Raw genomic sequence first — 26,090 nt, 5'->3', positions numbered from 1 at the left:
TTCCAGAACTGGGCTTTCTTTACAAGATTTTCTTGTTTTTCTTTCATGAAGTCCTTGATGTCCACGACCTTTTCGCGGGCGCAGGCGGCTGCTTCACGCTTTGCTTCGGCAGTCTTTGCCTTGATCATTTCGAGCTGTTCCTTGATGCTTTCGGCACGCTGCTTCATGAAGGATTCGTCTTTGATCTTCTTCTGCAAGTCAAACATGGCATCGAAGAAGGCTTCCGGACGCGGAGGGCAACCACCGATATACACATCCACCGGGATAATGTGGTCGATACCGGGCACCGTGCAGTAGCAGTCATAGAAACCGCCAGAGCTTGCGCATGCACCCATGGCAATGACCCAGCGAGGTTCAGCCATCTGTTCGTAGATGCGCTTTAAGATCGGAGCCTGCTTATAAGTAATCGTACCTGCAACAAGCAGCACATCGGACTGACGCGGCGTAAAACGCACGTATTCAGAACCGATACGTGAAAGGTCGTAACGACCCACTTCCGTACTCATGAATTCGATTGCACAACAAGCCGTACCGTAAGGGAACGGCCACAAGGAATTGGAGCGCCCCCAGTTGACCAAAAAGTCAAGCGAGGACGTAATGATATTCGGCTTTTCTGCCTCATTACCCATAGGAGTTACCTCATAAAATTCGCGCCTAAAGATAGAAATTTAATAGTAGGAAGTAAGCTTCGGGAAGTAAGAAGTAAGCGATTGAACGAGGAATATAGACGGTAGGAAGTAAGAAGGACACCGTCATCCTGAGCAACGCGAAGGATCCAGTAAAATCATTGAACCACGCTCAAACCAGTGTAAGAAAAATGTAATCATCAGGCTTTTCCGTCAAATATCACATTTCTAGTATTTTCTCAAAAAATGTTCTCATCTTAGTTCTCACAAATATTATATTAAGCACGTGGAAAACTATATCGACATTTACCAATTTACGCACTTCCGCAAGTACTTGGAAGAATACCAGGCGGCCAGAGTCCAATCCGACCCGGAATTCACCCGTACCGGGATCTGCAATATGCTCGGCCTCCCCAAGACACGCAGCTACTTTGCCGATGTTCTCAGAGGGAAAAAGGTCAGCCCCCGCATGACAGCCAAGTTTATCGAAGTCCTCGGCCTCAACAAGAAGGCCGCCAAGTACTTCGAAACCATGGTGAAGCTCGACCAGGCAAAAACCGAAACGGCCCGCAGCGCCGCCATGGAAGAACTGTTGCACCTGCACCCCAATCCGCAGCATATCCTCGATTCGAACACTTACGAATACTATAATCACTGGTACCATAGCGCTATGTTTGCTATTCTTGATGCTATGGACGTTACAGATGACTTGACACCGGTACAAAAGAGAATCTTCCCGAAAATTCCACTCGGAAAGATTAAGGACTCGTTATCCCTTTTGGAAAAGTTGGGCCTCGCCCGCAAGAACGAATCTGGTTTCTGGAAGCCGACCAAGGAATCCATCTCCAGCGGTCCGTACAACAATGCGGAACTCATCAAGCAGTACCAACTGCAATGTTTTGAACTTTCGAAGCAGGCGCTCATCACGCGCCCCAAGATGCCGACCGTCATGAGCACGCTCACGTTCAGCATATCGAACAACGCCTACAAAAAACTTGAATCCGAACTCCAAGAATTCAAGGCAAAGGCAAGACGCATCATCAGCGAGGACAATGAAAAGGCAAACGGCGTTTACCAAATGAACCTGCACCTGTTCTCTAACCTCGATCCGGAGGTTAACGCATGATGAATTTCAAGATTTTAAATACAGCAGGGATTTTTGCCCTCGCATCAATTTTCTCCGCCTGCTCCGACGAGAACCACGCCGGCGTACTCACGGAAACTGAATCCGGCACGACCATCGCAAGCGTCGTCATGGACGGAAACGGATCCCCGGTCGTAAGCGCAAAAGTAAGCCTCCTCTCGGCAAACCACGTCGCCGCCCGCATGGCCCCCATCAAGACCGCCACCACGGACGAAGACGGCAAGTACACCATCGACAGCGTCGCTGCCGGTGACTATGCCTTGCAGATCAGCAATACGGAACACACGCAGTCCGCCTACCAGACGATCACCGTCGAAGACTCCAAGACCGACCTGCAGACGCTCAACGTCCCCGAAGCAAAGCTCGAAGAGAATGCAAGCCTCGAACTAGACCTCGGCACGTACGATCTTGACAAGGGCGACACGCTCTGCATCACAGGTACGCTCAACTGCACCGCAGTCAGCGAAAGCGACCTCAAGTCGGGAACCGTCAAGCTCGATGAAATTCCGCCTGCAGAATTCACGAACATCATCCTCATCCGAGGCGCCGGTCGCGACACCTCGACGCGCAACGTCAAGTGGGACTTCACCCCTGGCGAAAAGCTCGAAGTCTCTTCAGAATTCGTAACGATCACCGTTCCGGAAGAAGCCTTGAGCGCAGCAAAGAAGCTGAACGGCAAGAAGACTCTTGAATCCATGATTGTTCCGGTAACAATCCCCACGAAGGTCAAGAACCCAGTTCTCATTGACAACAACGGAGACTCGCTCGCAGTCTTTAAAGCTGAAAACGATGCGGACTCGTCGCTTTACTTCACGGCAATTCCAAGCATTGACGCAGGTACATACAAATTCACAGTCACATCAAGCGAATCCGTTTACAAGACTTCGGAAATTTCCAGAGTGTTTGCCGAATCCAAATCAGGTTTGTCCGTCACCGAAGGTGATTTCATGAATACATTCATCACGGATACGACAAGCAATAGCCTCGGCATCAGCTTCTGGATTGAAGAAGACGGCAGCAAAATTGCAGAAGGCGACTCTTTGATTATTGATTCAAAAGAAAACGATGTCACATACCGTCTGAGGGTAGGTGAAAAGCCAGAACAGCTCTGTGCCAACTTCTACAGGAGAGTTTCAAAGGACTCGACGTATACGGATTCGTTCCCTGAACTCGGTAACTCTTACTGCCACAATGTCTTGGACGGGGAACGCCATCACTACGCCATGTATATCAAGGCAAACCATATCGTTATCGCCATCGATGGAAAGACCGTCGAAGACACCAAGATGAAAAACGCCTTCATCATATTCCCGGGCTTCGCCATCGGTAACCACAAGCTCACAAACTTGACCGTGTTCTCGCTCAAGCAATCCGCGATTGTCCAAGCTGACGACGAAGGCTGGGAACGCCTGCAAGCCTGGCTCTCCGCATACTACTTGTTGCAGAAGTAATCAACACTTCGTCATCCTGAACAACAGGCGCGTCATCCTAAACATTGATCCGTCATCCTGAACGAAGTGAAGGATCCAGTCACAATCCACAATGCCATGCCCCGCTCCGACGGGGCATCTCCTTTTCTAAAGAAACACATTTTTCTATATTCCCACTTATGAAAGTTCTCGTTCACAACAGAGGTGTTTGCCTGGAATGCGCCGGCTGCGTCGGCGTGTGTCCCAAGATGGCGCTAGACATGTATGGTCTAGATTTGCAAATTGATCAGGAAAAGTGCATCAAGTGCGGTCTCTGCACAAGAGCATGCCCCGCAGGCGCCCTCAAAATCCAGGAGTTGAACGATGTTCTGTAATAACGAATATGATGTCGTTGTCATTGGCGCAGGTCCCGGCGGAAGCGTTGCCGCCAGAAATCTTTCCCGTGCAGGCCACAAGGTTCTCCTTCTCGAAAAGCGAGAGAAGATAGGTTACCCTGTGCGCTGCGGTGAAGCAAGCACCAAGCTTTCGGACTTGCAGACTTACGGCCCGATTGACGAAGACTGCATCGAAACGATTATCAACGGACTTTATATTTACGGTCCGAACGGCGTGAACATCGACCTCGCGCAGAAAGGCACGGGCATCATGCTCAACCGCGAAAAGTTCGACCCGTGGCTCGCCCACCTCGCCGCAAACGACGGCGTAGAAGTCGTCACACGCGCCCGTGCAGAATTTGTCGGAGATGTCGAAAGCGGAACCCGCCTCGTGCGCGTGAAGCTCGGCGAAGGCGCCGGCGAAACAACCGAAGAAGTCCGCGCCAAGATGGTCATTGCCGCAGACGGTGTCGAAAGCCGCATCGGGCGCCAAGTCGGACTCGACTGCCTCCAGAAACCCGCATTCACCTGCACTGGTGTCGACATTCAGGTGCAAGGCATTCTCACCAAGCCAGACTACCTCACGTTCTGGCAAGGTCATGACTTTATCAACGACGGCTACATCTGGAGTTTCCCGAAAGTCAAATCCAACGTCACAAACTTCGGCGCAGGATTCCTGATTTCGAACAATCACGGTTCAAACGTCTTGGACATCACGATGGAATGGCTCTACAAGCTCTTCCCGGGAGCGCAAATCAATCATGTTGTCGGAGGTGTCATTCCTGTTTCAAGCGTTCTGAAAGATTACACGCTGGACCGCTTTGCCCTCGTTGGCGACGCCGCCCATCATACGAACCCGCTTACAGGTGGCGGCATCGCGGCCGCCATGCGCGCCGGACGGTTCTGTGCCCAGACCGTCCACGAGGGCTTCGAATGCGGTAACTTAAGCAAGGAATTCCTCAAGACATACGAAAAGCGTTGCTACGATTACTTTGGTCGCATGCACGACTTTGAATACAAGTTCCGCCGTTTCCTCTTGAACGTGAACAAGGACGAACAGACAGAACTCTACAAGGTTCTCCAGAACTTCGCAAAGCACGGCTGCAAAAAGCGCGCCTTCTTGCAAACGCCAGTTTCCTCCGCGAAAATGCTCTACAAGTTCCTCACGTTCAAGTAGTCCGCGCGTTTCCGCACATTCCGCGCAATTCGCGCACTTGCTACGCGCACTCATACATTCCGCGCGACCGCGCACTTGTAACGCATCAGCGCACTTGTCATGCCCCGCACTGACGTCTTTGACTACTTGCAGCTATGCTGCTTAGTAGTCATGATCCGCGTATGGGGAGGGCATCTCCTTTTCTAGCCAAAAGCCGGTTTAACCCGGCTTTTTTGCGATTTTATGCTACTAAATTGCAGTTTTCAAAATTTTAGCAGCATATTTTCTACTTTATCTGTAAAATTTTAATCTGCGTTCTGCAGTTTCATGCTACTAAATTCGTTTTTTCAACTTTTTGTAGCACGCCAAACCCAAACAACCCCGAATTTTCACCCCAAACACTTAATTTATCTAAAAATTATGCTACTAAATTAAGGATTTTCGAGTTTTAGTAGCACATTTTTGCAAAAGCGCCCCTAAAAAAAATCCCGCAGCACACGCCACGGGATTCTCGAAAAGACTCGATCAATTAAAGATCGACAACTTCAGTCCAGCCGAACGGATCTTCAGCTTCACCGAACTGGATTGCAGTGTACTTGTTGAAAAGTTCCGTGCAAACCGGGCCCGGATTCTTGCCGTCACCGTAAGTGAATTCCTTGCCAGCGACCGGATCCACAATCTTCTTGATTGGGGTAATCACGGCAGCCGTACCGCATTCAGCCGTTTCGCTGAATTCAGCAAGTTCTTCGAACGGAACCTGGCGACGTTCCACAGTGTAGCCGAGGTATTCAGCCAACTGTTGCAAGCTCTTGTTCGTAATAGACGGCAAAATGGATTCGGACTTCGGGGTCACGTAGGTCTTGCCCTTGATGCCGAAGAAGTTTGCCGGACCGCATTCGTCGATATACTTCTTTTCCTTAGCATCGAGATAAATCGTGCTGGAGTAACCGAGCTTCTTGGCTTCAGCAAGGGACTGAAGGCTTGCAGCGTAGTTACCGCCGACCTTCACCGTACCCGTACCCTGCGGAGCAGCGCGGTCGTAGTTGCGGCTGATCATCATGTCCACCGGCTTGAACCCATCCTTGAAGTACGGACCCACCGGAGTCACAAACATCATGAGCAAATATTCATCAGCAGGCTTCACACCCACTTCCGGGCTCATACCAATCAGGAGCGGACGGATGTAGAGCGTTGCGCCATAACCATAAGGCGGAACAAAGCGCTTGTTCAATTTCACCACAGTGTGGACCATTTCGCGGAAAAGTTCAACCGGCGGAACAGCCATCAAAATACGGTTGGCCGTATTCTGCATACGCTTAGCGTTTTCATCGACGCGGAAAATACGGACCTTGCCGTCCTTGCCCGTGTAAGCCTTGAGGCCTTCAAAACCTTCCTGGCCGTAATGCAAGCAAGTAGCGGCCATATGGATGCTGATGTCCTTGGAAGAAGATACTTCAATTTTGCCCCATTCACCATTGCGGTAGTAGCAGCGGACATTGTAATCGGTATCGTAATAACCGAAGGGGAGCGTCTTCCAATCGACAGTATTCAAATCAACTTGCATAGTATTAACCTTTTTTGCAAATGTGCATATTTAAAGGTATCATTCGGTACCGCTTGAAAAATACAATTATAAACGCCCTTTTGGCATCCCTTGTTCAAAAAAAAGTGAAAAAATGACCGCTATTACAAAGGGGGGAAGCCTCCCCCTCACTTCAGCCTTGGCTCCGCCAAGTCTTACGCTACCCCTTCGAGCGGGCTTCATGCGCCAGCCCGCAACGCCCGGCTTCAAGCTCCCGCTCCAAAGCATCAAACAAATCTTGCTGACGAATCACTTTTCCCTTTGCAATATCCGCTTCACTCTGAGCCAAAAGCGTTAAAAGCAACAAAGCATTTTGCATACAACCTCAACAAATAATATCAATTATAAAAATAGTCTCCTGCCACATAATAAACAAGAGTCCTCGCTTTGCAAATCATATCGCGCAAAATCACATTTTCGCCCCAAAAATTCCTCATTTCGACATTTTCTCTGCCATATCCGACCTAGAAATGATATATTATCTAAGTCAAATTACGCTTTGATGTAACAGGAAGGGGAACCCGAAATGAAAAACAGGATTTTTGCATTTAACGATACGGCAACATTTGAAAAAGAACTTGTCGATTTTAGCAATTGGTGCAAAGAAAACGGTTCGCCCACCGTATGTTTCCAAATCCATTCCGAAGAGTTGGACCCCGGAAAACTGAGACCCGTTTGGGAAACATTGGAACGCGTTTTCCCCAAGGTGCCGTGGTTTGGCAACTCCACTAGCGGTAACATTGTGGATTGCGAAAAAGCAAGCGAAATTTCCATATCCGCCATCATATTCGAAAAGCCGACAACAAAAATTCAAATTCACCAGTACGACTTTTTCAACAAGTCCATCCGCGACATCGCCCGCGAAATCGTGGAAGAAGCCAAGCAGAACCCCTGGGTAAAAGCAGTCGAAATCTACCACTGCATTTCGCCGTTTTCGACGACGAATCTTTGCGAAGGGCTCGACGCCCTGGATCCAAGCATCCAGATTTTTGGCGGCATCGTCTGCTCCCCCGACATCACGAGCCCGAATTCCTGCGTATTTTCATCCGTGGGCGGTCACACCACATCAGGCATTTTAGTTGTATTCTACGGCGGTCCGGAATTTCATGTGGAATCCCGCAAGATTAGCGGATGGAAGCCCATCGGCCGTAACTTCCACGTCACTCGTTCCAAAGGCAACGTCCTTTACGAATTGAGCAGCCTCCCCGCCTACGAAGTTTACAACAAGTACCTGAACATCAAAAACGACAACAACTTTTTCTACAACGCCCTTGAATTCCCAATGCTCTACGAGCACAACGGAATTTCCATCGTGCGTGCAGCAGGAGCAAGCAATCCCGACGGCTCTCTCACCATGTCTTCGGATATCGACGAGGGTTCAATCGTCCGCCTCTCGTATGGCGAGCCGCAACTGATTCTCGAAAAAATCAAAACCGAAAGCGAAAACGCCGAACTGTTCGCCCCCGAAGTCATGCACATATTCTCCTGTGCGGCTCGAAAGGCATTTTGGTCCAAGCACAAACCGACATACGAAATTACAGCGTTCAAGGGGCTCGCCTCCAGCACGGGATTTTTCTCGCACGGTGAATTCTTGCGCGAAAAGGGATTTTTAAACCAACATAACATCACGCTCGTCATTGCATCAATGCGCGAAGGCGCCATTACAAAACAGGGACACGCCAAAGGCGTCATAATTCCGGATGAAAAATCCACCCGTTTGCCACTCGCCGCCCGCATGGCCACATTCATTCGCGAAACGTCGTTTGAACTGGAACAGATCAACAGCAGGTTACGTGTCATGAACGAGCACCTGCAAGATGTCGCCACGACAGACAGCTTGACAGGTCTTGAAAACAGGCTCGCATTCGATGCACTTCTAGAAACAATCAACCAGGAAGACTCCCAAGAAAATTCTTGGACCATGTTCTTGATGGACGTGAACGGCCTCAAATACGCAAACGACACCTTCGGCCACCAGGCCGGTGACGAATTGATCAAGGCCGCCGCCAAAGCCATCAAAAACACCTACGGCACCAACGGCAACTGCTTTAGAATCGGTGGCGACGAATTTGCCGTCATCACACGAGCTCCGCTGGATTCGCACTATCCGATGTATTCCATACTGCAAAAGAACATCAACGAATACAATAAAAAGGCGCTTTACCATCTGTCGATAGCTGTAGGCGCAAGCCGCCTGCGCAGCGATTCCGGAATTCGCAAGTCCATCAGCGACTGGAAAATGGAAGCCGACTTGAACATGTATCGCGACAAGGTGCGTTACCACAAGCCGGTCGAAAACGACGAAAACCAGAACCTCAAGGATTTGATTTCTTGCCTGATTTCAGTCGAAGAAGCTAAAGATTCCTATACGGCTCACCATTCTGAACGCGTAAAAGCATATTCGGAATTGATTGCCCGTTTCTTAGGGCTTTCGGAAAGTTCAATATCGTTGATTACACATGCAGCACACTTGCATGATATTGGCAAAATTGGCATTCGCGACAATGTGCTCACCAAGCCGGGAAAACTTACCGACGAAGAATTCGAAATCATCAAGCAGCACCCGGTCATTGGCGCAAAGATCCTGATGCAGTCCAACTATACACATGAACTTGTGCAAATTGTGCTGCACCACCACGAGCGTTATGACGGCCGCGGCTACCCGGAAGGTCTTAAAGGCGAAGACATCCCCATAGGCGCCCGCGTCATTGCCATCGCAGACTCAATAGACGCCATGACAAGCAAGCGCGTTTATCGTGACGCCATGTCGCTAGATTACTGCCGCAATGAAATCGAGAAGAATCTAGGCGTGATGTACGACCCCGCCATTGGCAAAGTCGTTCTGGAACACTGGAATGAAATGGTCGATTCCCTATTGTCAATGCGTACCGGCCGCCCCAAAGTCGTTTAAAGACAAACAAACTCTATACCAAAACGGCTCCCGGTCAATCCCGAGAGCCGTTTGTATTATTTTCTATATTCGACTTATGAAGTTTCTCACACTACTCATTCTTTGCCCTTGCTTGCTTTTCGCACAACTGATGCCCAAATATTTCAGCAACGAACACAATTTTACTTCCGTCTCTTCCGCAATCAATAATAAATTCAACGAAGCATCAACAGATAAAGAATTAGATAAAATTGAAGCAAGCAATCCCCCAAGCGACAGCATATCAAAAACGAAATACAATAAAAAAACGTATGTCGATTCTTCAAAAATTATATACAGCCGAATAAAAGTTCCTCCATTTGTGTACGAATATTGTATGGGTCATGAAGATTATGATAAAAATCAATACCCCATGGGAAGCGGAGAAATCCTCAACATTTTAGAAAAAGATATCAAAGAACGAAATAAGCCTAACAGGTTCTATAAAACAGCAAGAACCCATAATTACATTGAAGGTTCTATTCTTATATCGTCAATATCATCATTTTTTATCGGAGCAATTCTTTTAATGAACGATGTTAAAGGTGGAAAATATCCGTTATGGGGAGGAATGATAACATTTCCTCTTAACAGTTTTGTTTATGGATTAATATGGCGAAGTATATACCTAGAAGACGCCATCAACGAATACAACAAAAACCTAGCTTATTAGCAAAAAAATCTCCCGGAGCATTTCCGAGAGATTTTTAATTTATCAAATTATCGCTTATCGTTTGTCGCGATCAATCCAAGCGCGTTCCGTCTTGCCAGTGTAAATCTGACGCGGACGGTTAATCTTGCTCTGCGGATCGTCGTGCATTTCCTTCCAGTGGGCAATCCAGCCCGGCAAGCGGCCAATCGCGAACATCACCGTAAGCATGTTCGTCGGGATGCCCATAGCGCGGTAGAGAATGCCGGAGTAGAAGTCCACATTCGGGTACAGCTTACGTTCGACAAAGTAATCGTCCTTGAGGGCGGCTTCTTCGAGCTTGATAGCCACATCCAAAAGCGGATCGTGCACATGTTCGCGTTCAAAGACCTGGTACATGAGCTTCTTAAGCACCTTGGCACGCGGGTCATAGCTCTTGTAAACGCGGTGACCAAAACCAGAAAGACGGAACGGATCGTTCTTGTCCTTAGCCTTTGCCATCACCTGTTCAATCGTCATGCCGCTCTGCTGAATGCGGAGGAGCGTTTCGAGCACAGCCTGGTTTGCACCACCGTGGAGCGGCCCCCACAAGGCACAAATGCCGGCGCAGATGCTTGCGTAAAGGTTAGCCTGAGAGCTGCCCACCATGCGAACGGTCGAAGTGGAGCAGTTCTGTTCGTGGTCCGCATGGACAATAAGGAGCGTGTTGAGCGCCTTTTCCATGATCGGATCCGGGTGGTACGGGCGAGCCTTACTGCTAAACATCATGTTGAGGAAGTTGCTGCAGTAGCTACGTTCCGCTTCCGGGTACACGAACGGTTCACCGATACTTGCCTTGTAAGCAAATGCGGCAATCGTGCGAATCTTGGAAATGAGACCTGCGGTCGTGAGTTCAAATGCACTTGCGATGTTTTCGTCGTCGTAAAAACGCGGCGTGAAAAGACCAACAGCGTTCACCACGGACGAGAGAATACCCATCGGGTGGGCTCCCGGCGGCATTTCGCGGAAGAAGTGCAGCAAATTCTCGTGCAACAAGGCATTTTCGGTCAAGAGCGTGCGGAAATGGCTCAACTGTTCCTGATTCGGGAGTTCACCGTAAATCAGGAGCCATGCGGTTTCCGGGAACGTCGCCTTTTCAGCGAGATCCTCGATGGAATAACCGCGATAGCGCAAAATTCCCTTTTCGCCATTGACGTATGTGATGGCACTCTTGGTACTACCGGTATTGAGGTAACCGTAGTCCAGCGTGACCAATCCAGTATCCTTGCGGAGTTTGCTTACATCAAGACCATGTTCGTTTTCAGTACCAGTTACAACGGGAAGTTCGTACTTCTTTCCGTCGTAATTCAGTATTGCTGTATCGGACATAAATCCTCCGTTTTGCGCGGCATCGCCGCAGTTAGGCTTTCATCGCTACAACGCAATTATAGATATTTTCAAAGAGCTTGCCGAGCTTTTCAGTCGGAACGGCGCTGAATGCAACGCGGATAAGGCCCGAGAGCATAATCGTGCCAGTGCTGTAATCCTTGATGAGCTTCTGGCGGAGTTCTTCGGCGTCAACGCCCTTCGGCTTGATGCACATAAAGTAACCGCTGTTGCACGGCATCGGTTCAAAGGCGTCCTTGTATTCCGGATGAGAAGCGAGAACTTCCTTGATGATGTCGTAACGCTTCTTGAGCGTTGCATACTTTTCAGCCTTCTGCTGAGCGTATTCGGCGCTCTGGTAAGCAGCGAGCAAAATCTTCTGGCTGATGGACGGAGCATTAGAAATGTTGCCACGGACCGTACCGGCAGCCTTGTCTTCGAGAGCCTTGAGCTGAGCTTCGGTAGCACCCTTGAAACCGAAGGACATAAAGCCAACGCGGAAGCCCCAAACGTAGTCTTCCTTGGTCGGGCCGTCGAGCTTCACAGCGAGGAGGTTTTCGTGAGCGTCCACGAGCTTCACGAAGAGGGATTCCTTCGTCACGCCTTCTTCATAGACGAGTCCAAAGTAAGCGTCATCGAGGAGTGCGACAACCTTGTTACCGGCAGCAGCGCATTCCGTGAGGATCTTTGCGATTTCGACCGCTTCCTTTTCGGTTGCGGTGTAACCCGTCGGGTTGTTCGGGAAGTTGAGGAGAACGACCTTCTTGTCGGACTTGCTTGCAGCAAGGGCAGCCTTCAAAGCTTCCGTGTCAAAGCCACCGTTCTTGAAGGTGTTGAAAGTCTTGATCTTTGCGCCACGGGCGTTTTCGAACACGAGTTCGTAGTTGTCCCAGTAGAGGTCCGGGATAATGACTTCGTCGTCCTTGTCGAGGAACATGTAACCAGCGCAGCTAATGGCGTGCGTCAAAGCGGCCGTCACAACCGGGTTGCTGAAGTTCTTGGAAGCAAGCGTCGGATTCTTCTTGATGACCTGGGCCTTCCATTCCTTGCGGAGGTCCGGATTACCGAAGCTCGGTGCATAGAGGAAGGACTGTTTCGGGAGGTTCAGAGACTTGAGAACGCAATCCAAAACGAGCGGAGAGCCGTCATCTTCGAGAGCTGTACCGATAGTCGCATTGATGTCGGAGCCCTTGGCTTCGGCACCCTGGCCAAGAATACCCTTGCGCGGGAAGAAAATGGCCTTGCCCTGTTCAGAGAGCATATCAAGAACGCAGCAACCATTAGCGGAGAGTTCTGCATTCAAAGCTTGAGCGAGAGGATTGTAGTTCATTCTCAATGTCCTGTTTTGAAATTTCCGCGGGGCAATTTAGAAAAATTGCAAGCCCCCCGCAAGATTAAAAGGACATCAAAAAAGCGGTTAATGAAAGATTCTTCGTCATCCTGAACGACAGTGAAGGATCCAGTCAACCATTCCCTTTACAATTACTGTAACAACGACCAAAATTATCATCCCGAGCGAAGTCTAGGGATCTAGGATTTTAATCTTCGAACTTCGTTTTCATGATTTGTTCGACGGTTTCGCGGTTTTTCACGAACGCATCGACCACTTCCGGGTCAAAGTGAGTACCGCTATCCTCAGTAATAATGCGGAATGCCTCATCCACCGAGAAAGCCTTCTTGTACGGGCGTTCCGAAACAAGCGCGTCATACACATCCGCGACCGCCATAATGCGGGCCGAAAGCGGAATATCCTTGCCCTTCAAGCGCTCCGGATAGCCACGCGAGCCATCCCACCATTCGTGGTGGCTGTAGGCAATTTCCTTCGCCATCTTGAGGTAAGCCGTTTCGCCCAGGTTCTTAGATGCACGCACGAGCATATCGCGGCCATAAACCGTATGCTTCTTCATTTCTGCAAATTCATCGTCCGTCAGCTTGCCCGGCTTATTCAAAATCACGTCAGAAATGTTAATCTTGCCGATATCATGGAGCGGAGCCGCCACCGCAATCGTCGAAACAAACGCATTGTCAATTTCGGGTTCCTTGCCATCGCGCTGCAACTGCTGGGCAATGAGTTCTGCATAAGCGGCCGTACGGCGCACATGTCCACCCGTCGTCTCGTCACGGTTTTCCACCATATCGCCAAGCACCGTAATGATGTTCGTCTGGAGAGCCGCAATCGAGGCCGCCTGATACTCGGACTTGTTGATGTACAAATCAATTTCTTCAACCGCCTTGATAATCGCCGAATGCAGATTCTCAATTTCGTTGCCCGTCACCACTTCAAGACCCTTGATCTGGTTGATGGACTCACGGCGTCCCCTGCTACTGTCGTAGGCAAAGTTGTCCATTTCAAGCGTCATTTCGTGAATCGGGTAAACCACCTTGCGGTTAGCAATCAAGATAGCCGTAAACACAATCGCTAGCAAAAGTCCAAACAGCGTTGAGAAAATCTTCGTGCAGAACAGCACCACGCTAATACGAATCGCGGCAAGGCTGAACTTGGTACAGACCGGATTCGGAGCCTCGGTACAGACAATCGAGACATCCCACTTGCCCGTCTCGTGCATGCCCGGCGTAATCGTCAAAATGCGCGGATGCTTGCCCTTGAGATCATGAATGTACTCGTGAAGCGTCGTCGAGTCCGCATTCTGGATAGCATCCGACACAAGCCTGTTCACCGATTCCGCCAAAAGCGTTGTTTCATGGATTTCCGCTTCGGAATACGTCTTGTAAGCGACCGCTGTAGCCACCACCGCAAGCGCAAAGCTCGACACAAACAAGAGAGCCGTCACCTGAGCCTTGAGCGTATGGATTTCGTTCTTAGAACGGTAGCGATCCTCATGCGAACGACCAGAAACGGAATCAAACGCATTGGCAAACCAGCGAGGCGTCAAGCGAATCAGCACATAAGCCACAATAATCGAAATGGACTTATCTGGAATTTCTGTGCAGAAGTCCGCCAAAATCTGCGACAAGAGAACCGGAAGCCCGCTTTCATGAAGCGCCGTTGCAATCGGCGTCACCACATTCTCAGCAATCTTAAAATCAAAAAGGAAATACGAAAGCACCGAACATGGAATGCTCAAAATCATCAACATTCCAAGCAGCATCGGCAAACGAGAAACATGATGGAACGCCCCTCGCCTAGCAGCAATCCCAGCACACACGGCAATCATCACGTTAATCGTGCCATAGTAGAAAGTCGAAGAATCGACAAAACCGCCAATGAAGTTCGTCAAGAACCCGACAATCGCCCCTGGGCTAAACCCGCCAATTACAGCCACGACAATCGTGCCCACGCTATCCAAGTACAGCGGCAATTGGAAATAGATGGCCAAATCGGCAAGCAATCGGTTGATAACTATACCGATAACAATCAAGATTGTAATCTGAACGAGCTTATGAGCAGAAACAAAAGTTTTCACATTCTGTATATAGAATATTTTTTTGACATTTGCAAAAAAAAGAGTGATTTATTTAACGTTTTCCTCCCTAGAAACAATAAAATCAGGGACATGCTTATTTCCAAATCCATCGATATCAATTCTATAATCGCCTTCAGGCAGACCAAAAAAGACGATATACCCATTCTTACGGTCTTCATCCGTCACCTTATAGCAAGGATAGAATAAAGACGGAACAAACCGAACACCTGGGGGAAGAACAACTTCATTCAAGGCAACGCAAATACCATTACCATCTTCCCCGAGATTTTTCGTCATATTCTCATTCCATTTTTCATTATCGATTTCATCATATTCCGAAGTACTATCCACTTCATTCGCCAAAAGAGAATCCAAATAAAATTTTGCCGTATACACGGGTTCCACAACTATTGTTCCTAAATCAGCCACAGGTTCATCATCAACAACATCAACCGTAGCTTTCGAAAATTCCTTAAAGACATTTGCACCTAGACTAAAATCTGCAGAAAGTGCGCGCAACTGGACCAGTTCATAATCAGGAAGATATCTATTTTCAGGACCATCCATTTGCAAATACGTAAGGTAATGTACGTTATCTATGTAGAAATAACCATCTTTATCGGTAACATGCTGACAACGTTCATCATCAAAAGAACAATAATTTTCATAAACAATCGCCCCCTCTACAGGCAAGCCTTCAGAATCAACAATCTGAGCTTTTATCTTTATATACATATAAATATCATCATGAGCACCACAGGCAACACGATAATATGGAATAGAATCCATCACCTCAACAATTTCAACAACCTCAAGACTATCATCTTCACTTACACCATCTGATTCTTCATCAACAGCACTCTTAGGAAGAACCACATAGCAGGGATTTTCATCTTTATGAACAACCTTGTGGATATAGCTCGTATCCAATTCGGCAATAGGCATTCCCGGTCGAATCACAGGCTTGCCCGTCTGCGTTTCACTGTACGATGATGCCACACCGCCATCACTCTCACTACAGGACGTAAACAAGCCAAGACCAAACACAGCCATAGCAACAACCAACTTTGCAAATTTATTAGAAGTCATAACAAATCCTCCTCGATTTACTTCTTCAAATTTGTAAACAAGTGAATATTCAACTGGTGTACCCCAGTCGCCTCTTTCTTGTCTTGCGTAATAATCTTGCGCACCTTGGCTTTCAAATTCTGAATTTCCAAGGCAATTTCTTTATACGCATCATCCGAAACACTGAACGTGAACGTTCCCATGTCCGACGCATTTTCGTCATCGGCAAGCAGCGCCTGCTTCGAAAGTTCAAAGCACTGCAACTGGTATTGACGCACCAAGTCACTATTATTGAAGGCTCCGCTGCTCACCGAATCGCGAGAGCTTTTCCAAAAGCCATCCTCATTCTTGCGCACAAAGCCAATGCGCTCCAGTAGTTCGAGCGAACGCTTCAACGTCCCCACGGAGACCTTCGGGAAAATGCGCTTCTGGATCGGTTCAAGATCATCCGAAACATCCATCACATCCAACGCCGTAAACAACACGCTATTATACCAGTGGTTGTAATACTCGTAGGCATCTTCATTCAAGATGTGGTGCGGATCCGGATGCTGCTTGATGAGTTCATCAAAAAACGCATTGCGTTCCGTCGTCGTTTTCGCCTGGTCAAAGTTCACCATCGTTTCGAAGTACTTGGCCTCTTTCTTATTGAGTCCAAGTACTTCCACGAACTTGGGAATCATGCGACCGGTCAGCTTTTTTCCTTTGACGATATCGTTATAGTAACTGCGAGTCTTGGGGAGGCCAAGCAAAGCGCATGCACCAGCCCTAGTAAATTCAGGGTCGGTCTGCACACGAGCCGCTTGGTATTCATCCAAGTACTTGCGGAAATGAGTAAACTGGAATATGTCGATAAACTTGTCCATACTCCAAATGTACTCAATTTTTGACTCAAAGTCAATAGGCTAACGCAAATTTTTGAGATTTTTTTTGAGTACCATTTTTATGCTGAAAGAATCAGCACCTCATCATTTTTTTAATAATAAAAGTACGTCATGCGGGCGGGGCCCCAGCTCGGAGTTGCGAAGGCCGCACGGGCCCCTCCCTGCACCCTCCCCATCCTTGGCCGACGCTTTATTCTCTCGACGATTAACAATAATTTCTTATACAGTTATTTTTTCACGCATTTATTAATAATATTAACGGCCTTTAAACTGGTCACCGAACTTGAGTTCGGTTTCTTTGGCGCCGTTGAGGTTCACGAGGCGTTCCGGCTCAAAGACCATTTCACGGGCAATCCCGTCCTTGAGCTTTTCAACCTGGTCAAGCATTTCCGCTGCCGATTGGCATGTCAAAAGCGCCTGCCGCACCGACATCGCGACATCATTTTCACCAGGGATCGCTCCGCCAGCATTGTCATCCCGGACTCCGTTCCGGGATCGCCTATTTCCATCTAAACAAAAGCCTTTACACAGTCTTGCGGCGAGCTGTTTCATACGGCCCATTGCATTCATTTCCGTTGCCCCATCCTCAATCTTAAACTTGTAATAGAGCGGGAACACATCAAGTGCTTCTTGCGCGGTAATCACATGCTTTTCGCGACCTTCCCACGCATCCGCAATTTGTCCGAAAATCCACGGGTTATGCATCGCCCCGCGCCCAATGCTCACGCCCGAAACGCCGTAAGTATTAATGCGTTCGCGTGCGCATTCGACGCTATTCACATCGCCATTGCCAATCAAGGGAATCTTTGCCGCAGCGGCAACTTTGCCAATCCAGTCCCAGTTCGCGAGGCCGTTATAGCCCTGCAAACGCGTGCGACCATGAACCGTGAGCATTTCAACGCCCTCGCCCTCGGCAATTTTGAGCGTTTCCATCACGTTGATGCTATCGTCGTCCCAGCCTATACGGCACTTAAGCGTGAGCGGAATCTCCGGCGTCTTTGCGTCCAAAACCGCCTTCACGTCGTGCAGAATCTCTTGCAAGCGGGGCAAGTCCCGCAATAGTCCAGAACCGCTCCCCTTGCCCGCCACCTTCGGCGCCGGACACCCCGCATTCACTTCGATGAATTCCGGGTGGTAGCGTTCGGCAATCTTGCCTGCTGCCGCAGCCATTCGGTCCGGGAAACGCCCAAAAATCTGGATGCCAAACGGGCGCTCTTCCGGAAAAAACTTCAGTTGCTTGTGACCATCCGGGTTGAAAACGGCATCGCCATCCGTCGGAACAAACTCCGAAACCAAAAGACCCATGCGGTCGCCAGAAAGCACCCGGCAAAGCCTCCTGAACGGAGCATCAGTCACTCCATCCATCGGACTCAAGATAGTATTGGGGAAAATCTCCTTGTTTCGGAGATTAAAACGGACCTTTTTAGGCAAATTATCAATCTTCAACATTTAAGTCACAACTATTCACAAATATTCCGCAATGTGAACCCGAAAAAGATATTTAATTTCGCTTTAACCATCACTCTAAGTCTATGTTAAACTTATATTTAGTGCGTGGCTAATATAACTAAACAATCTCTTATTCAGGAAATCGCCAAATCCACCGGATTTGTGCGCAATGATATTAAAATTGTTGTCGAACAGTTCCTCGACCTCCTCGGCGAGAAGCTTATCGAAGGCAATACTATTGAAATTCGCGGTTTCGGCACGTTCGCCTGCAAGCCCCGCAAGGCTCGCCCGGCACGCAACCCCCGCACTGGCGAAACCGTTCTCATCGACGAACGCTTGGTCCCGACATTCAAGTTCAGCAACGACATTAAGGACAAGATCAATTCGCTCGAAGGTATCCTCGGCGAAGCATCCGTACAGCCGGAACTTGAAACCGAAAACGAAATCGTACACGTCAATAGCGACTACGATTCCATCTAAACAAACGTTGAACCTATTAACTCAGGCTACGCAAACGCCTGATACGAAAGAGCCGGCTTGAACGCCGGCTTTTCTTTGTCATGCCCGCCGCAAAATTGTCATGCCCGCCACTGAGCGGGCATCTCCTTTATTACGACAGTGCAGCGACTTCTTCTTCGGTGAGGAATCGCCAACCGCCCTCACCCAGCGTACGATCCAGAACAACCGGTCCAATCGCAATGCGTTCAAGCGTTTCGACGTGATTGCCGACTGCAGCGAACATACGACGAACCTGATGGTACAGTCCCTCGCCAATCGAGATGTCCACCGCATCTCCGTTCACTTCAATCTCGCGAGCCAGCACCGGACGTCTTTCATCCTTGAGCATCACGCCCGCCAAGAGTTCCGCCTTCTGCGCATCTGTAAACGGGCGTGCAAGCGTCACGCGATACTTTTTCCAGAGTCCCTTCTTCGGGCTTTCGACCTTGTGGATAAAGTCACCTTGATTCGAGAGCAACAAGAGTCCCGAAGAATCCGCATCCAAGCGTCCGACGGACTGGATGCCCATTGCCGTAAAGCGTTCCGGCAGCAAATCGTACACAGGCTTGTGGTCACGAGCGTTGTGGCTGCATTCCACATCCGTTGGCTTGAAAAGCATCACGTACAACTTCTCGACCGTCGGCGCTTCTTCTCCATTCACCGTGATGTATTCCGGACGCGTCTTGAATTCCATGAACGGGTCATCGAGAACCTTGCCGTCCAGTTCCACAAGGCCCATGCGCACTAACCCACGCGCATCCTTGCGACTGCCAAAGCCCATCGAAGCAAGCAAACGTTCCAAAGTCAAAACAGCCATCAGTCCTCCAAAATAAATTCAAGAATCCGTCTGCGGATAAAGCCGAGTTGCGGAAGTTCATTTGTTTTAATCACATGCGCACGACGACGCCAAAAGCTAAGCGCCAAAATTCCTGCCAGCACAAGAGTTTCCAAAGTAAAGCAGAAAATGCGGAGCAACGTAATGCTCAAGCGAACCGAGCCTGCCGCGCGGAGTTCCTTTTCGTTACACCAGTCCATTCTCAAGTCCCAATCGCCAACGTACGGGTACGCTTTCAAGAATCCGTTCGCCGCCGCGATATAGCCCATGGTCTGGTAATCCGAGCGGATGCCTTCGACAAAGCAATCGCTAAAGCGCACATGGAAGAGTGTAAGCACCGCCTTCAAAATTTTCAGAATGTACTTGAACGCCCTAGCATCAAAATCCGGAGTCAAAATAATGGTCCAAAATTCACGGTCCGAGAGTTTGCGTTTTTCCTTCTTCGGCTTTTTATCTTCGGCGAGCATCTCGTTTTTTTCGGAATCGCGATTCTCGGATTCCGCGGCTTTTGCTTCAGACGAAACTTCAACAACCGACGAAGATTTTACTTCAGTCGACGGCGCATCTTGCGTCACACTTTCGTTGCTGACACTAGACTTTACTGGATCCTTCGCTTCGCTCAGGATGACATCAGAAGATTCTCGCTTTTCGGGGGTGTCTTCGGCTCGCAATGACGAATCCTGAGGATTTTTAATTCCTAATTCAGTCCCTGCCGGAACATCCATCGGTTCCGTCTTGGGAGTTTCTGCAGGCTTTTTCGCAACGACTTCAACCGGCGGTGCATTTCGTCTTTCGTCTCTTGTCTTTGGACAATCGCTTCGCTCTTGTCCCAAATGCTGATCTCGGTCATGCCCAAGCTCGCTTGGTCGCGACTCTCGATCTACGCATTTGTCGTCTCTTTCTACCGCAAGCTCCTTACTGCCAGCTTCTTCCTTCCACTTTTTTTCGTACTCGTAAATTTTCTTCTTGAAAAAAAAGAAAAGCGCCCGCACACCGCGCTCCCCGGCCTCGAAATCAATTCGAAAAGCAAACGGGAAAAGCAGTAGCACAAGCGCTACAACGAGAATTGCACAAAAAAGCCAGGAAAGAAAACCCATTACTTTTCGGCTTCGTCAGCCTTCTTGCTGATAATATCGATCAATTCGGCAAAGCTCTTGTCTTTCAGGATTTTGCTGAACTGTTCCTTGTAGTTACGGGCCGTAGAAAGGTCATCGATGACCAAGTCCCAAGCCTTCCACTTGCCATTCACAAGCGTCATCTTGTATTCGAGCACCGATTCCTTGCCCTTGTTCCACAAGTGAGCGACAACGCGAGCATCGTCCGTACCCTTCATCTTGGCCGGTTCATAAATCGTGGAATCGGCGCGATAAAGTTCAAGGCGATTTGCACTGGAGTTGCGGACCATGCGCTGGAATTCCGTCACGAACTTCTGCTGGGAAGCTTCGTCCTGAGCCTTCCAGTCACTTGCGGCCAAAGACTTCTTAGCGAGCAAAGCAAAATCAAAAGAATCATTCAAAAGGCTCTTGACGCGTTCAGTTTCCTTAGCGGTACGCTTGGACTTCTTGATGATGTTCTGCAATTCAACGTCCTTGCTTTTCACGACAGATACCGGATCTTCGGCAGCAAAAGACAAGAGCGAAGCACAGGCAATAGCGATCAAAATTTTCTTAAACATCTTTGGTTCTCCTCTTTTTTATTTAAAATACGAATTATACTTCTGGATAGACAAACCCATCTTTGCCACTAATCCGGCAAATTCGACGTTATATCGGCAAACGGCGAAATAATAATCTTTTTGCATGGAAATATTCTGCGTATAGGCCGAAACAAGCGCACTCGTTTGGGATTTATCGAGGTCGTATTTCATGGCTGCATCTTTCAATAGCGATTCTGTCGCACGCAGACTTTCGCGCAAAGCATCAAGCTTTTCTTTAGCCGCCACAACCTGATAATACTGTTCAACAGCTTTTGCGACAAGCCCATCCGAGGCATAGCTTTCTTTCAACTTAAGTCCACGATACTCCGTTCTCGCCTGTCGAAAATCTTCCCAGTTTTTCCAGAAGTTCAAGCGGTATTTTAAGCCAACGCCAATAAGTCCAGAAATACGGTTCACAGCATCCTGAGCAAATGCGTTTTTCTGCAACACGTTACGGTTACCCGCCCAGCTCTTCACGTATTCAAACTCACCCATGACAAAGAACTCAGGAGCAAGTTTTGCTTCAGCCAAGTCCATTTGGAATCGACGAGCACGTAAACCGGCCTCAAGCTGTTTCAACTCCGGATTATGCTTAACCGTCAATTCACGAACCTGCTCTTCTGTCGGCATCGTTTCCGTTCTCATGGCAAGCACGGTATCCTCAGCAACAAAAGAATCGCCCTCCGGTAAAGAAAGCGCAAAACGGATAGCAAGCTGCACACGCTTCATGCCGAGGTCAGCCTCGATCACGCCTTCCTTGACCGAATGCATTTTGGCTTTCAAATTCAGAAGATCCGTCTGCGAAACGGTCGGTTCGTCTTCATCCAAAGCTTCTTCGAGCTGATCATAAGCCTTGTCGACCCGCTTTTTGGCATCGGCGGCAAGACGCTTCATTTCAAGAGCAAGCAGGTAGTTGTAATAATAGGTCTGGAGCTCGACTTCTTTTTTGAGCGTAGAGTTTTCAATTTCAAACGTCTTTTGCTGCAGATCCGCTTCAAGAGCCAACTTGCCTGTTCGATACTGGCCCAAGTTCAACGGTTGGATAAACTTGGCTTCGACACCCCAGAAAGGCCCCATCCTGGAAAAATCGTACTTTTCGCCCTTTTCAACACCTAAGGTATCCCCAGATTGATTGAAATAGTAATCGTTATACTCTTTGAGACCCGGAGCAGGCCCAACCATCATCGACACATAAAAGGTCGGTAAAATAACTTCTGACTTGAGTGCGCCAATCTTATTTTTCTTGGCTTCGGTACCATAACGCAGTTCTTCCATCTGCGGGTCACTCGTAAGTCCCTGCTCTACAAAACGCAAGCAATCATAACGGACCTCGCCCGCCAAGGCGATCCCCGTCATTCCAAGAATAAAAATCAGATTCCTAATCACGGCTAGAATTTAGAAAAAAGAATATACGGCCTACAACTCAAGATTTATTTTTATTTCAAAAAACGCACTCTTTAAATGGAGCAGTGATTCATTAAATCCCGATATTTCCTCACCACCCCTTCATAGTAAGAAGTCGGGAGCGGAGCATTCTTTTCAAGGAGCTTGTCGACAGCGGTATGGCCAAGGTTATAAGCCACTAGCGCCTCCCTCAAATTGCCATACTTTCCAATCAGGCGAATCAGGTAAGCAGAGCCAACAACCACGTTCACTTCCGGGCGCATCAAGTCGTCTTCACCTTCTATAACAAGCCCAAACCTGCGGCCAATCTTTTTCGCGGTTTCCAGTTTTATCTGCATCAAGCCGAGCGCACCCGAAAATTTTCCCGTCTGGAAACGTCCACGGGCAAGCGGGTTTCCTCGGCTTTCCTGCGCAACAACAGCAAGAATAATCAATGGGTCCAAAGAATACGATTGTGAAATCTGCCACAAATGTTCTGCCAGAATACGGAAACTCACCTCGGAGATTCTATCACCAAGCATGTATGTGAGCGCCTTTTCGATTTTCACGTAATCGAGCGTCCACTTGCCCACCACCTCCAAATGTTCCATATCATTATGGAGAATACGTTCCTGATAAGCAAGCTTTTCAAGTTTACGGCTATTGGAATACCATTCGCTCGCAAAAAAGAACAATACGGCGAAGCCTATGATAAACAGAACGCTTACGCTCATCGAAGAAAGACGAACGCTACTTTTCACGTCGATTTTTCTCCAAGTATTCTAGATACGAGACCCAATCCTGGATAGCGCCAAAAGAACTCAGCAAAGTCGTATCCTGCACAACGCCTAATTTACGCATCGGCCCAATTGCCGATTCCAAGCGGTCAATTTCGCGGATGTAGCGTGCCTTCTGGCTTTCGAGAGCCGTTATCTGAGCCTGTTTATCCGATATTTCACGGCCTTGCCCCACCACAATAACAAACAAGGTAACTGCCCAACCAATCAAGAACAAAGCAACAGAAATGGCAAAGCCAGGAGAAAGGCTAATCGACTTTTTCTCGTAATGCAAACCAACCAAATGAACTTGCTTCGAAAGCCCAGACTTGCGGTATTCCTCGCGGCTTCTATAAATTTCAAAGATGTTGCGATAACGTTCAAAATAAGCTTGCAGCTCTTCGCTATCGAACAACAAAATAAGGCTAGCCTTCTGCTGCTTGACCAAATTCAAAATTTCAAGGAACAAGCCACGATATGCTTCCGTCGTGAACCTTGCATTCTGGAGATTCACAAAGAAGAACACACCTGGGCCACGCACAAGCATTTCAAGCTTTTCACGGACAGCCGAAAGTTGGTATTCGCCAAGAATCCCGTACAACGAAATTTCGACTTCTTCGCCGCGATCTTCTACCTGGATGTCGATCAAGTCCGCACGCACAAGTTACCTCTTCGTCACCGACACAGAAATCTTGAACGCCTTGCGGTCAAGCACGTTGAACGGAGCATTCCAGAACGGGAACACGCGAATGCCTTGGAACGCCTGCGGAGCTGCAGTTGAAGTTGCTCCAAAGATGGAGCCGATAAAGATAGACGTCGGACGATCAAACGCCATGCGGAACACGCAACCAGCCTTTTCATCGCGAATTTCAAGCGACTGGCCATCCGGATACAAAAGCGGCTCCACCATATTCCACTTGACATTTTTGCCGTCAATCCAGACTTTGTTGACATCGCCATGAGACAAAAGCCCAAGCTCGAGAATCGTCCCGAAATAGCCCTTCGTGTTCACATACGCAAGATTGTCTATCGCATACGAAACGGTAAACTTGGCAGCGTCGCCCTGGAACGTAAAGACTTTCTTTATTTTGAACAAAGCTTTGCGCTCTTCATTGTCAAAGCCCTGTTCCTCGTCTAACATAATCTCGGTGCCGACATCGGAACGCAAAATACGATAGTCATACGGGTCTGCAAGCAAGTGCTTACGGTCGTAGAGCATCTGCTCCAGCTTGACCGGCGTAAAGTCCACATTCGGCACAAGGCAATCCAAGAAGGCAAACGAAGGTTCGCCGTCATCGCGCCAAGAGTTCACGAGATTCGTCTTTGCACCCTTGTAATTCCATACACGGAGCGCACCGCCAATGCGGTAATCGAGCAAGTAAGACGATTCCGGATTTTCGCAAAAGAGAACTTTTTTGCCACGGAGCAAAAAATCGCACACATCCACGCGAAGCCCAGAGAATCCAGTAAGGTCATCGAGAACTTGCGAAGCCGAAAGCAACATGCGGTTCGAGCGCTTGCGTACCATCATGGAACGCATGCCCGAGCGGTTGTGCATATCCCTAAAATAAAGCGGAGCCATCGCCGGCAAAAGCGCATGGCAAAATTCAAGCCACTTCTTGCCCGAAAGCACACTGCGAGCTCTCCTGTACAAATTCAGGAAAGACTTGTGGTGCATATTGATCTCTGGACGGCGAATCAAAAGTTCACGACAAGTTCGCGCCGTCGAAGGCAGCCCTAGCCTGCGGCCCGCCGAAACAAGGAAACTAATCGTACCGCAAGTTTCCAGCTGATCTACAGCAAAACCAACGGTTCTAGTCTGAACCTCATTCATCTCGACAAAGTCTACAAAGCGCCCAAAGAAATTGACTATTTCTTCAGGCTCCGACGGAATATCCAAAAGCGCAATAGCAGACTTTCCATCACGGCAATATTGTTCCGCAACAGAACGCCAAGAAAGATTGTCTTCGGCAATAGCCTTCGAAAGAACCTCGGACACAGGGACAATGCGAATAAGTGCACCACGGTCTTCAAGCGTAAACCAGCCTGATACAGGCGTCGAGCGCCCAAGTGCATCTTGCACAGCCGATTCTGTCACAAGCGCATAATCAAAACGGGAACGCTCCAGAACATCGGCCATGCCCGGCTCCCACACCAGCGAGGAATTGAAATATCCCTGCGGTTCTGCGCCAAGCACCTTCTTCAAGTAGTCGCGATGCAACTCCAGCTGCATCGTCTGCAAATCTTCCGGAAAAAGCGGAAGCATAGGATCGTAATAGCCACCGCCTAAAAATTCGAGAACCCCATTGCGAATCGCATTCTGAATTTTGCCGAACATCAACGGCTTTGCCACATTGTAAAGCGCCTCAATCACAGGCCCATCCAAGAAGATGGAGCACTTTACCTGTTCCGAATTCAGAAGAACATTCAACCCTTCGAGCAAGTTACGCGCGACCGCCTCAAGGTTTTCATACGAGGTCGATGGCGACATCTGCAATACAAAGGATATTCTAGGATTCATGCGACAAAGAATAGCAATTTTAGTTAGTAGTTATTAGTTATTAGTCACTAGAAATTGCTGAAACCAAGATATTTTCAGCAGGTCTATTTAGAATAAAATAAAAACATCGAGAGTGGCGATGCCGTCCCGTAACAAGTCCGGTATGACAGCGCACCACGGGATTCGCGGGAGCTCCTGCGCGATTCGTGGAAGCGGCGGGCGGGATAAAAAAGAAAAAGCCCCGCCCGACGTGTTGCGTCAGGCGGGGCGTGAATCCAGCGGCGACCTACTCTCCCGGGCCCGGGGGCCAGGTACCATCGG

The 26,090-nt window shown here is 48.7% G+C and carries 22 protein-coding genes and 1 pseudogene; 7 read left to right on the top strand and 16 right to left on the bottom strand.

What is annotated here, in order from left to right; translation table 11 throughout:
• Nucleotides 1-128 precede the first annotated feature (128 nt).
• Nucleotides 129-629 (bottom strand): annotated as a pseudogene (locus CRN95_RS05525) (NADH-quinone oxidoreductase subunit B); the annotation flags it as partial.
• Between the two features lie 283 nt (nt 630-912).
• On the opposite strand from CRN95_RS05525, the gene CRN95_RS05520 reads away from it, so the two are divergent.
• The 4 genes from CRN95_RS05520 to CRN95_RS05505 all read left to right on the top strand — a co-directional run bounded on the left by CRN95_RS05520 (nt 913) and on the right by CRN95_RS05505 (nt 4,751).
• On the top strand, nt 913-1,752 hold the full coding sequence (locus CRN95_RS05520; RefSeq protein WP_097020316.1) for a TIGR02147 family protein: 840 nt from the start codon (nt 913-915) through the stop codon (nt 1,750-1,752).
• Complete coding sequence (locus CRN95_RS05515; RefSeq protein WP_097020315.1) at nt 1,749-3,221, top strand: carboxypeptidase-like regulatory domain-containing protein; 1,473 nt, start codon at nt 1,749-1,751, stop codon at nt 3,219-3,221. The genes CRN95_RS05520 and CRN95_RS05515 overlap by 4 nt, the downstream gene beginning before the upstream one ends.
• 158 nt (nt 3,222-3,379) lie before the next feature.
• Nucleotides 3,380-3,574 (top strand): 4Fe-4S binding protein, encoded by a 195-nt coding sequence (locus tag CRN95_RS05510; protein WP_014546771.1) that lies wholly within the window; start codon nt 3,380-3,382, stop codon nt 3,572-3,574.
• On the top strand, nt 3,564-4,751 hold the full coding sequence (locus CRN95_RS05505) for an NAD(P)/FAD-dependent oxidoreductase (protein WP_097020314.1): 1,188 nt from the start codon (nt 3,564-3,566) through the stop codon (nt 4,749-4,751). The genes CRN95_RS05510 and CRN95_RS05505 overlap by 11 nt, the downstream gene beginning before the upstream one ends.
• Nucleotides 4,752-5,259: 508 nt before the next feature.
• On the opposite strand, the gene CRN95_RS05500 is transcribed toward CRN95_RS05505, so the two are convergent.
• Together CRN95_RS05500 and CRN95_RS14905 are read right to left on the bottom strand one after the other, a co-directional pair.
• On the bottom strand, nt 5,260-6,324 hold the full coding sequence (locus CRN95_RS05500; RefSeq protein WP_255405851.1) for a branched-chain amino acid aminotransferase: 1,065 nt from the start codon (nt 6,322-6,324) through the stop codon (nt 5,260-5,262).
• Between the two features lie 148 nt (nt 6,325-6,472).
• Complete coding sequence (locus tag CRN95_RS14905; protein WP_200816184.1) at nt 6,473-6,631, bottom strand: hypothetical protein; 159 nt, start codon at nt 6,629-6,631, stop codon at nt 6,473-6,475.
• 207 nt (nt 6,632-6,838) lie between these two features.
• On the opposite strand from CRN95_RS14905, the gene CRN95_RS05495 reads away from it, so the two are divergent.
• Together CRN95_RS05495 and CRN95_RS05490 are read left to right on the top strand one after the other, a co-directional pair.
• Entirely contained in the window at nt 6,839-9,223 is a 2,385-nt protein-coding gene (locus tag CRN95_RS05495; protein WP_097020312.1) for an HD domain-containing phosphohydrolase, read from the top strand.
• Nucleotides 9,224-9,299: 76 nt separating this feature from the next.
• Nucleotides 9,300-9,914 (top strand): hypothetical protein, encoded by a 615-nt coding sequence (locus CRN95_RS05490; RefSeq protein WP_145993962.1) that lies wholly within the window; start codon nt 9,300-9,302, stop codon nt 9,912-9,914.
• Between the two features lie 54 nt (nt 9,915-9,968).
• Here CRN95_RS05490 and CRN95_RS05485 read toward each other — a convergent pair whose 3' ends face one another.
• The 6 genes from CRN95_RS05485 to CRN95_RS05460 all read right to left on the bottom strand — a co-directional run bounded on the left by CRN95_RS05485 (nt 9,969) and on the right by CRN95_RS05460 (nt 17,997).
• Nucleotides 9,969-11,258, bottom strand: a complete 1,290-nt coding sequence (locus tag CRN95_RS05485; RefSeq protein WP_085492011.1) for a citrate synthase — start codon at nt 11,256-11,258, stop codon at nt 9,969-9,971.
• A 31-nt stretch (nt 11,259-11,289) separates the two neighbouring features.
• The gene (locus CRN95_RS05480) at nt 11,290-12,585 is read right to left on the bottom strand and encodes an aminotransferase class I/II-fold pyridoxal phosphate-dependent enzyme (protein WP_097020310.1); all 1,296 of its coding nucleotides are present in this window, start codon (nt 12,583-12,585) and stop codon (nt 11,290-11,292) included.
• 208 nt (nt 12,586-12,793) lie between these two features.
• A complete protein-coding gene (locus CRN95_RS05475; protein WP_097020309.1) occupies nt 12,794-14,680 on the bottom strand; it encodes an HD domain-containing phosphohydrolase in 1,887 nt (628 codons plus the stop codon).
• Nucleotides 14,681-14,728: 48 nt separating this feature from the next.
• A complete protein-coding gene (locus CRN95_RS05470) occupies nt 14,729-15,769 on the bottom strand; it encodes a hypothetical protein (RefSeq protein WP_200816183.1) in 1,041 nt (346 codons plus the stop codon).
• A gap of 17 nt (nt 15,770-15,786) precedes the next feature.
• Nucleotides 15,787-16,614: a TIGR02147 family protein gene (locus tag CRN95_RS05465; RefSeq protein WP_097020308.1), complete on the bottom strand. Its 828-nt coding sequence runs from the start codon at nt 16,612-16,614 to the stop codon at nt 15,787-15,789.
• 273 nt (nt 16,615-16,887) lie between these two features.
• A complete protein-coding gene (locus tag CRN95_RS05460) occupies nt 16,888-17,997 on the bottom strand; it encodes a tRNA-dihydrouridine synthase (RefSeq protein ID WP_235002892.1) in 1,110 nt (369 codons plus the stop codon).
• A gap of 189 nt (nt 17,998-18,186) precedes the next feature.
• Here CRN95_RS05460 and CRN95_RS05455 point away from each other — a divergent pair, with 189 nt between their 5' ends.
• On the top strand, nt 18,187-18,561 hold the full coding sequence (locus tag CRN95_RS05455; protein WP_088630786.1) for an HU family DNA-binding protein: 375 nt from the start codon (nt 18,187-18,189) through the stop codon (nt 18,559-18,561).
• 130 nt (nt 18,562-18,691) lie between these two features.
• On the opposite strand, the gene CRN95_RS05450 is transcribed toward CRN95_RS05455, so the two are convergent.
• The 7 genes from CRN95_RS05450 to CRN95_RS05420 all read right to left on the bottom strand — a co-directional run bounded on the left by CRN95_RS05450 (nt 18,692) and on the right by CRN95_RS05420 (nt 25,790).
• Entirely contained in the window at nt 18,692-19,396 is a 705-nt protein-coding gene (locus tag CRN95_RS05450) for a pseudouridine synthase (RefSeq protein WP_097020306.1), read from the bottom strand.
• Nucleotides 19,396-20,511, bottom strand: coding sequence for a hypothetical protein (locus tag CRN95_RS05445; protein ID WP_235002891.1), 1,116 nt, complete (start codon nt 20,509-20,511; stop codon nt 19,396-19,398). Before CRN95_RS05445 ends, CRN95_RS05450 begins: the two co-directional genes overlap by 1 nt.
• A complete protein-coding gene (locus tag CRN95_RS05440; RefSeq protein ID WP_088630788.1) occupies nt 20,511-21,089 on the bottom strand; it encodes a phospholipid-binding protein MlaC in 579 nt (192 codons plus the stop codon). The genes CRN95_RS05445 and CRN95_RS05440 overlap by 1 nt, the downstream gene beginning before the upstream one ends.
• Before the next feature lie 18 nt (nt 21,090-21,107).
• The gene (locus tag CRN95_RS05435) at nt 21,108-22,496 is read right to left on the bottom strand and encodes a TolC family protein (protein WP_235002890.1); all 1,389 of its coding nucleotides are present in this window, start codon (nt 22,494-22,496) and stop codon (nt 21,108-21,110) included.
• Between the two features lie 71 nt (nt 22,497-22,567).
• Nucleotides 22,568-23,254, bottom strand: coding sequence for a lytic transglycosylase domain-containing protein (locus CRN95_RS05430; RefSeq protein ID WP_097020305.1), 687 nt, complete (start codon nt 23,252-23,254; stop codon nt 22,568-22,570).
• A complete protein-coding gene (locus CRN95_RS05425; protein WP_088630791.1) occupies nt 23,244-23,930 on the bottom strand; it encodes a hypothetical protein in 687 nt (228 codons plus the stop codon). The genes CRN95_RS05430 and CRN95_RS05425 overlap by 11 nt, the downstream gene beginning before the upstream one ends.
• 3 nt (nt 23,931-23,933) lie before the next feature.
• Entirely contained in the window at nt 23,934-25,790 is a 1,857-nt protein-coding gene (locus CRN95_RS05420) for a glycoside hydrolase (RefSeq protein ID WP_088630792.1), read from the bottom strand.
• Nucleotides 25,791-26,090 lie beyond the last annotated feature (300 nt).

Origin of the sequence: Fibrobacter sp. UWB16 (assembly GCF_900215325.1) — a bacterium.
Lineage (GTDB): Bacteria > Fibrobacterota > Fibrobacteria > Fibrobacterales > Fibrobacteraceae > Fibrobacter.
Note: the sequence above shows the minus strand (reverse complement) of the source record. Positions and strands in the feature narration are given on the sequence as shown.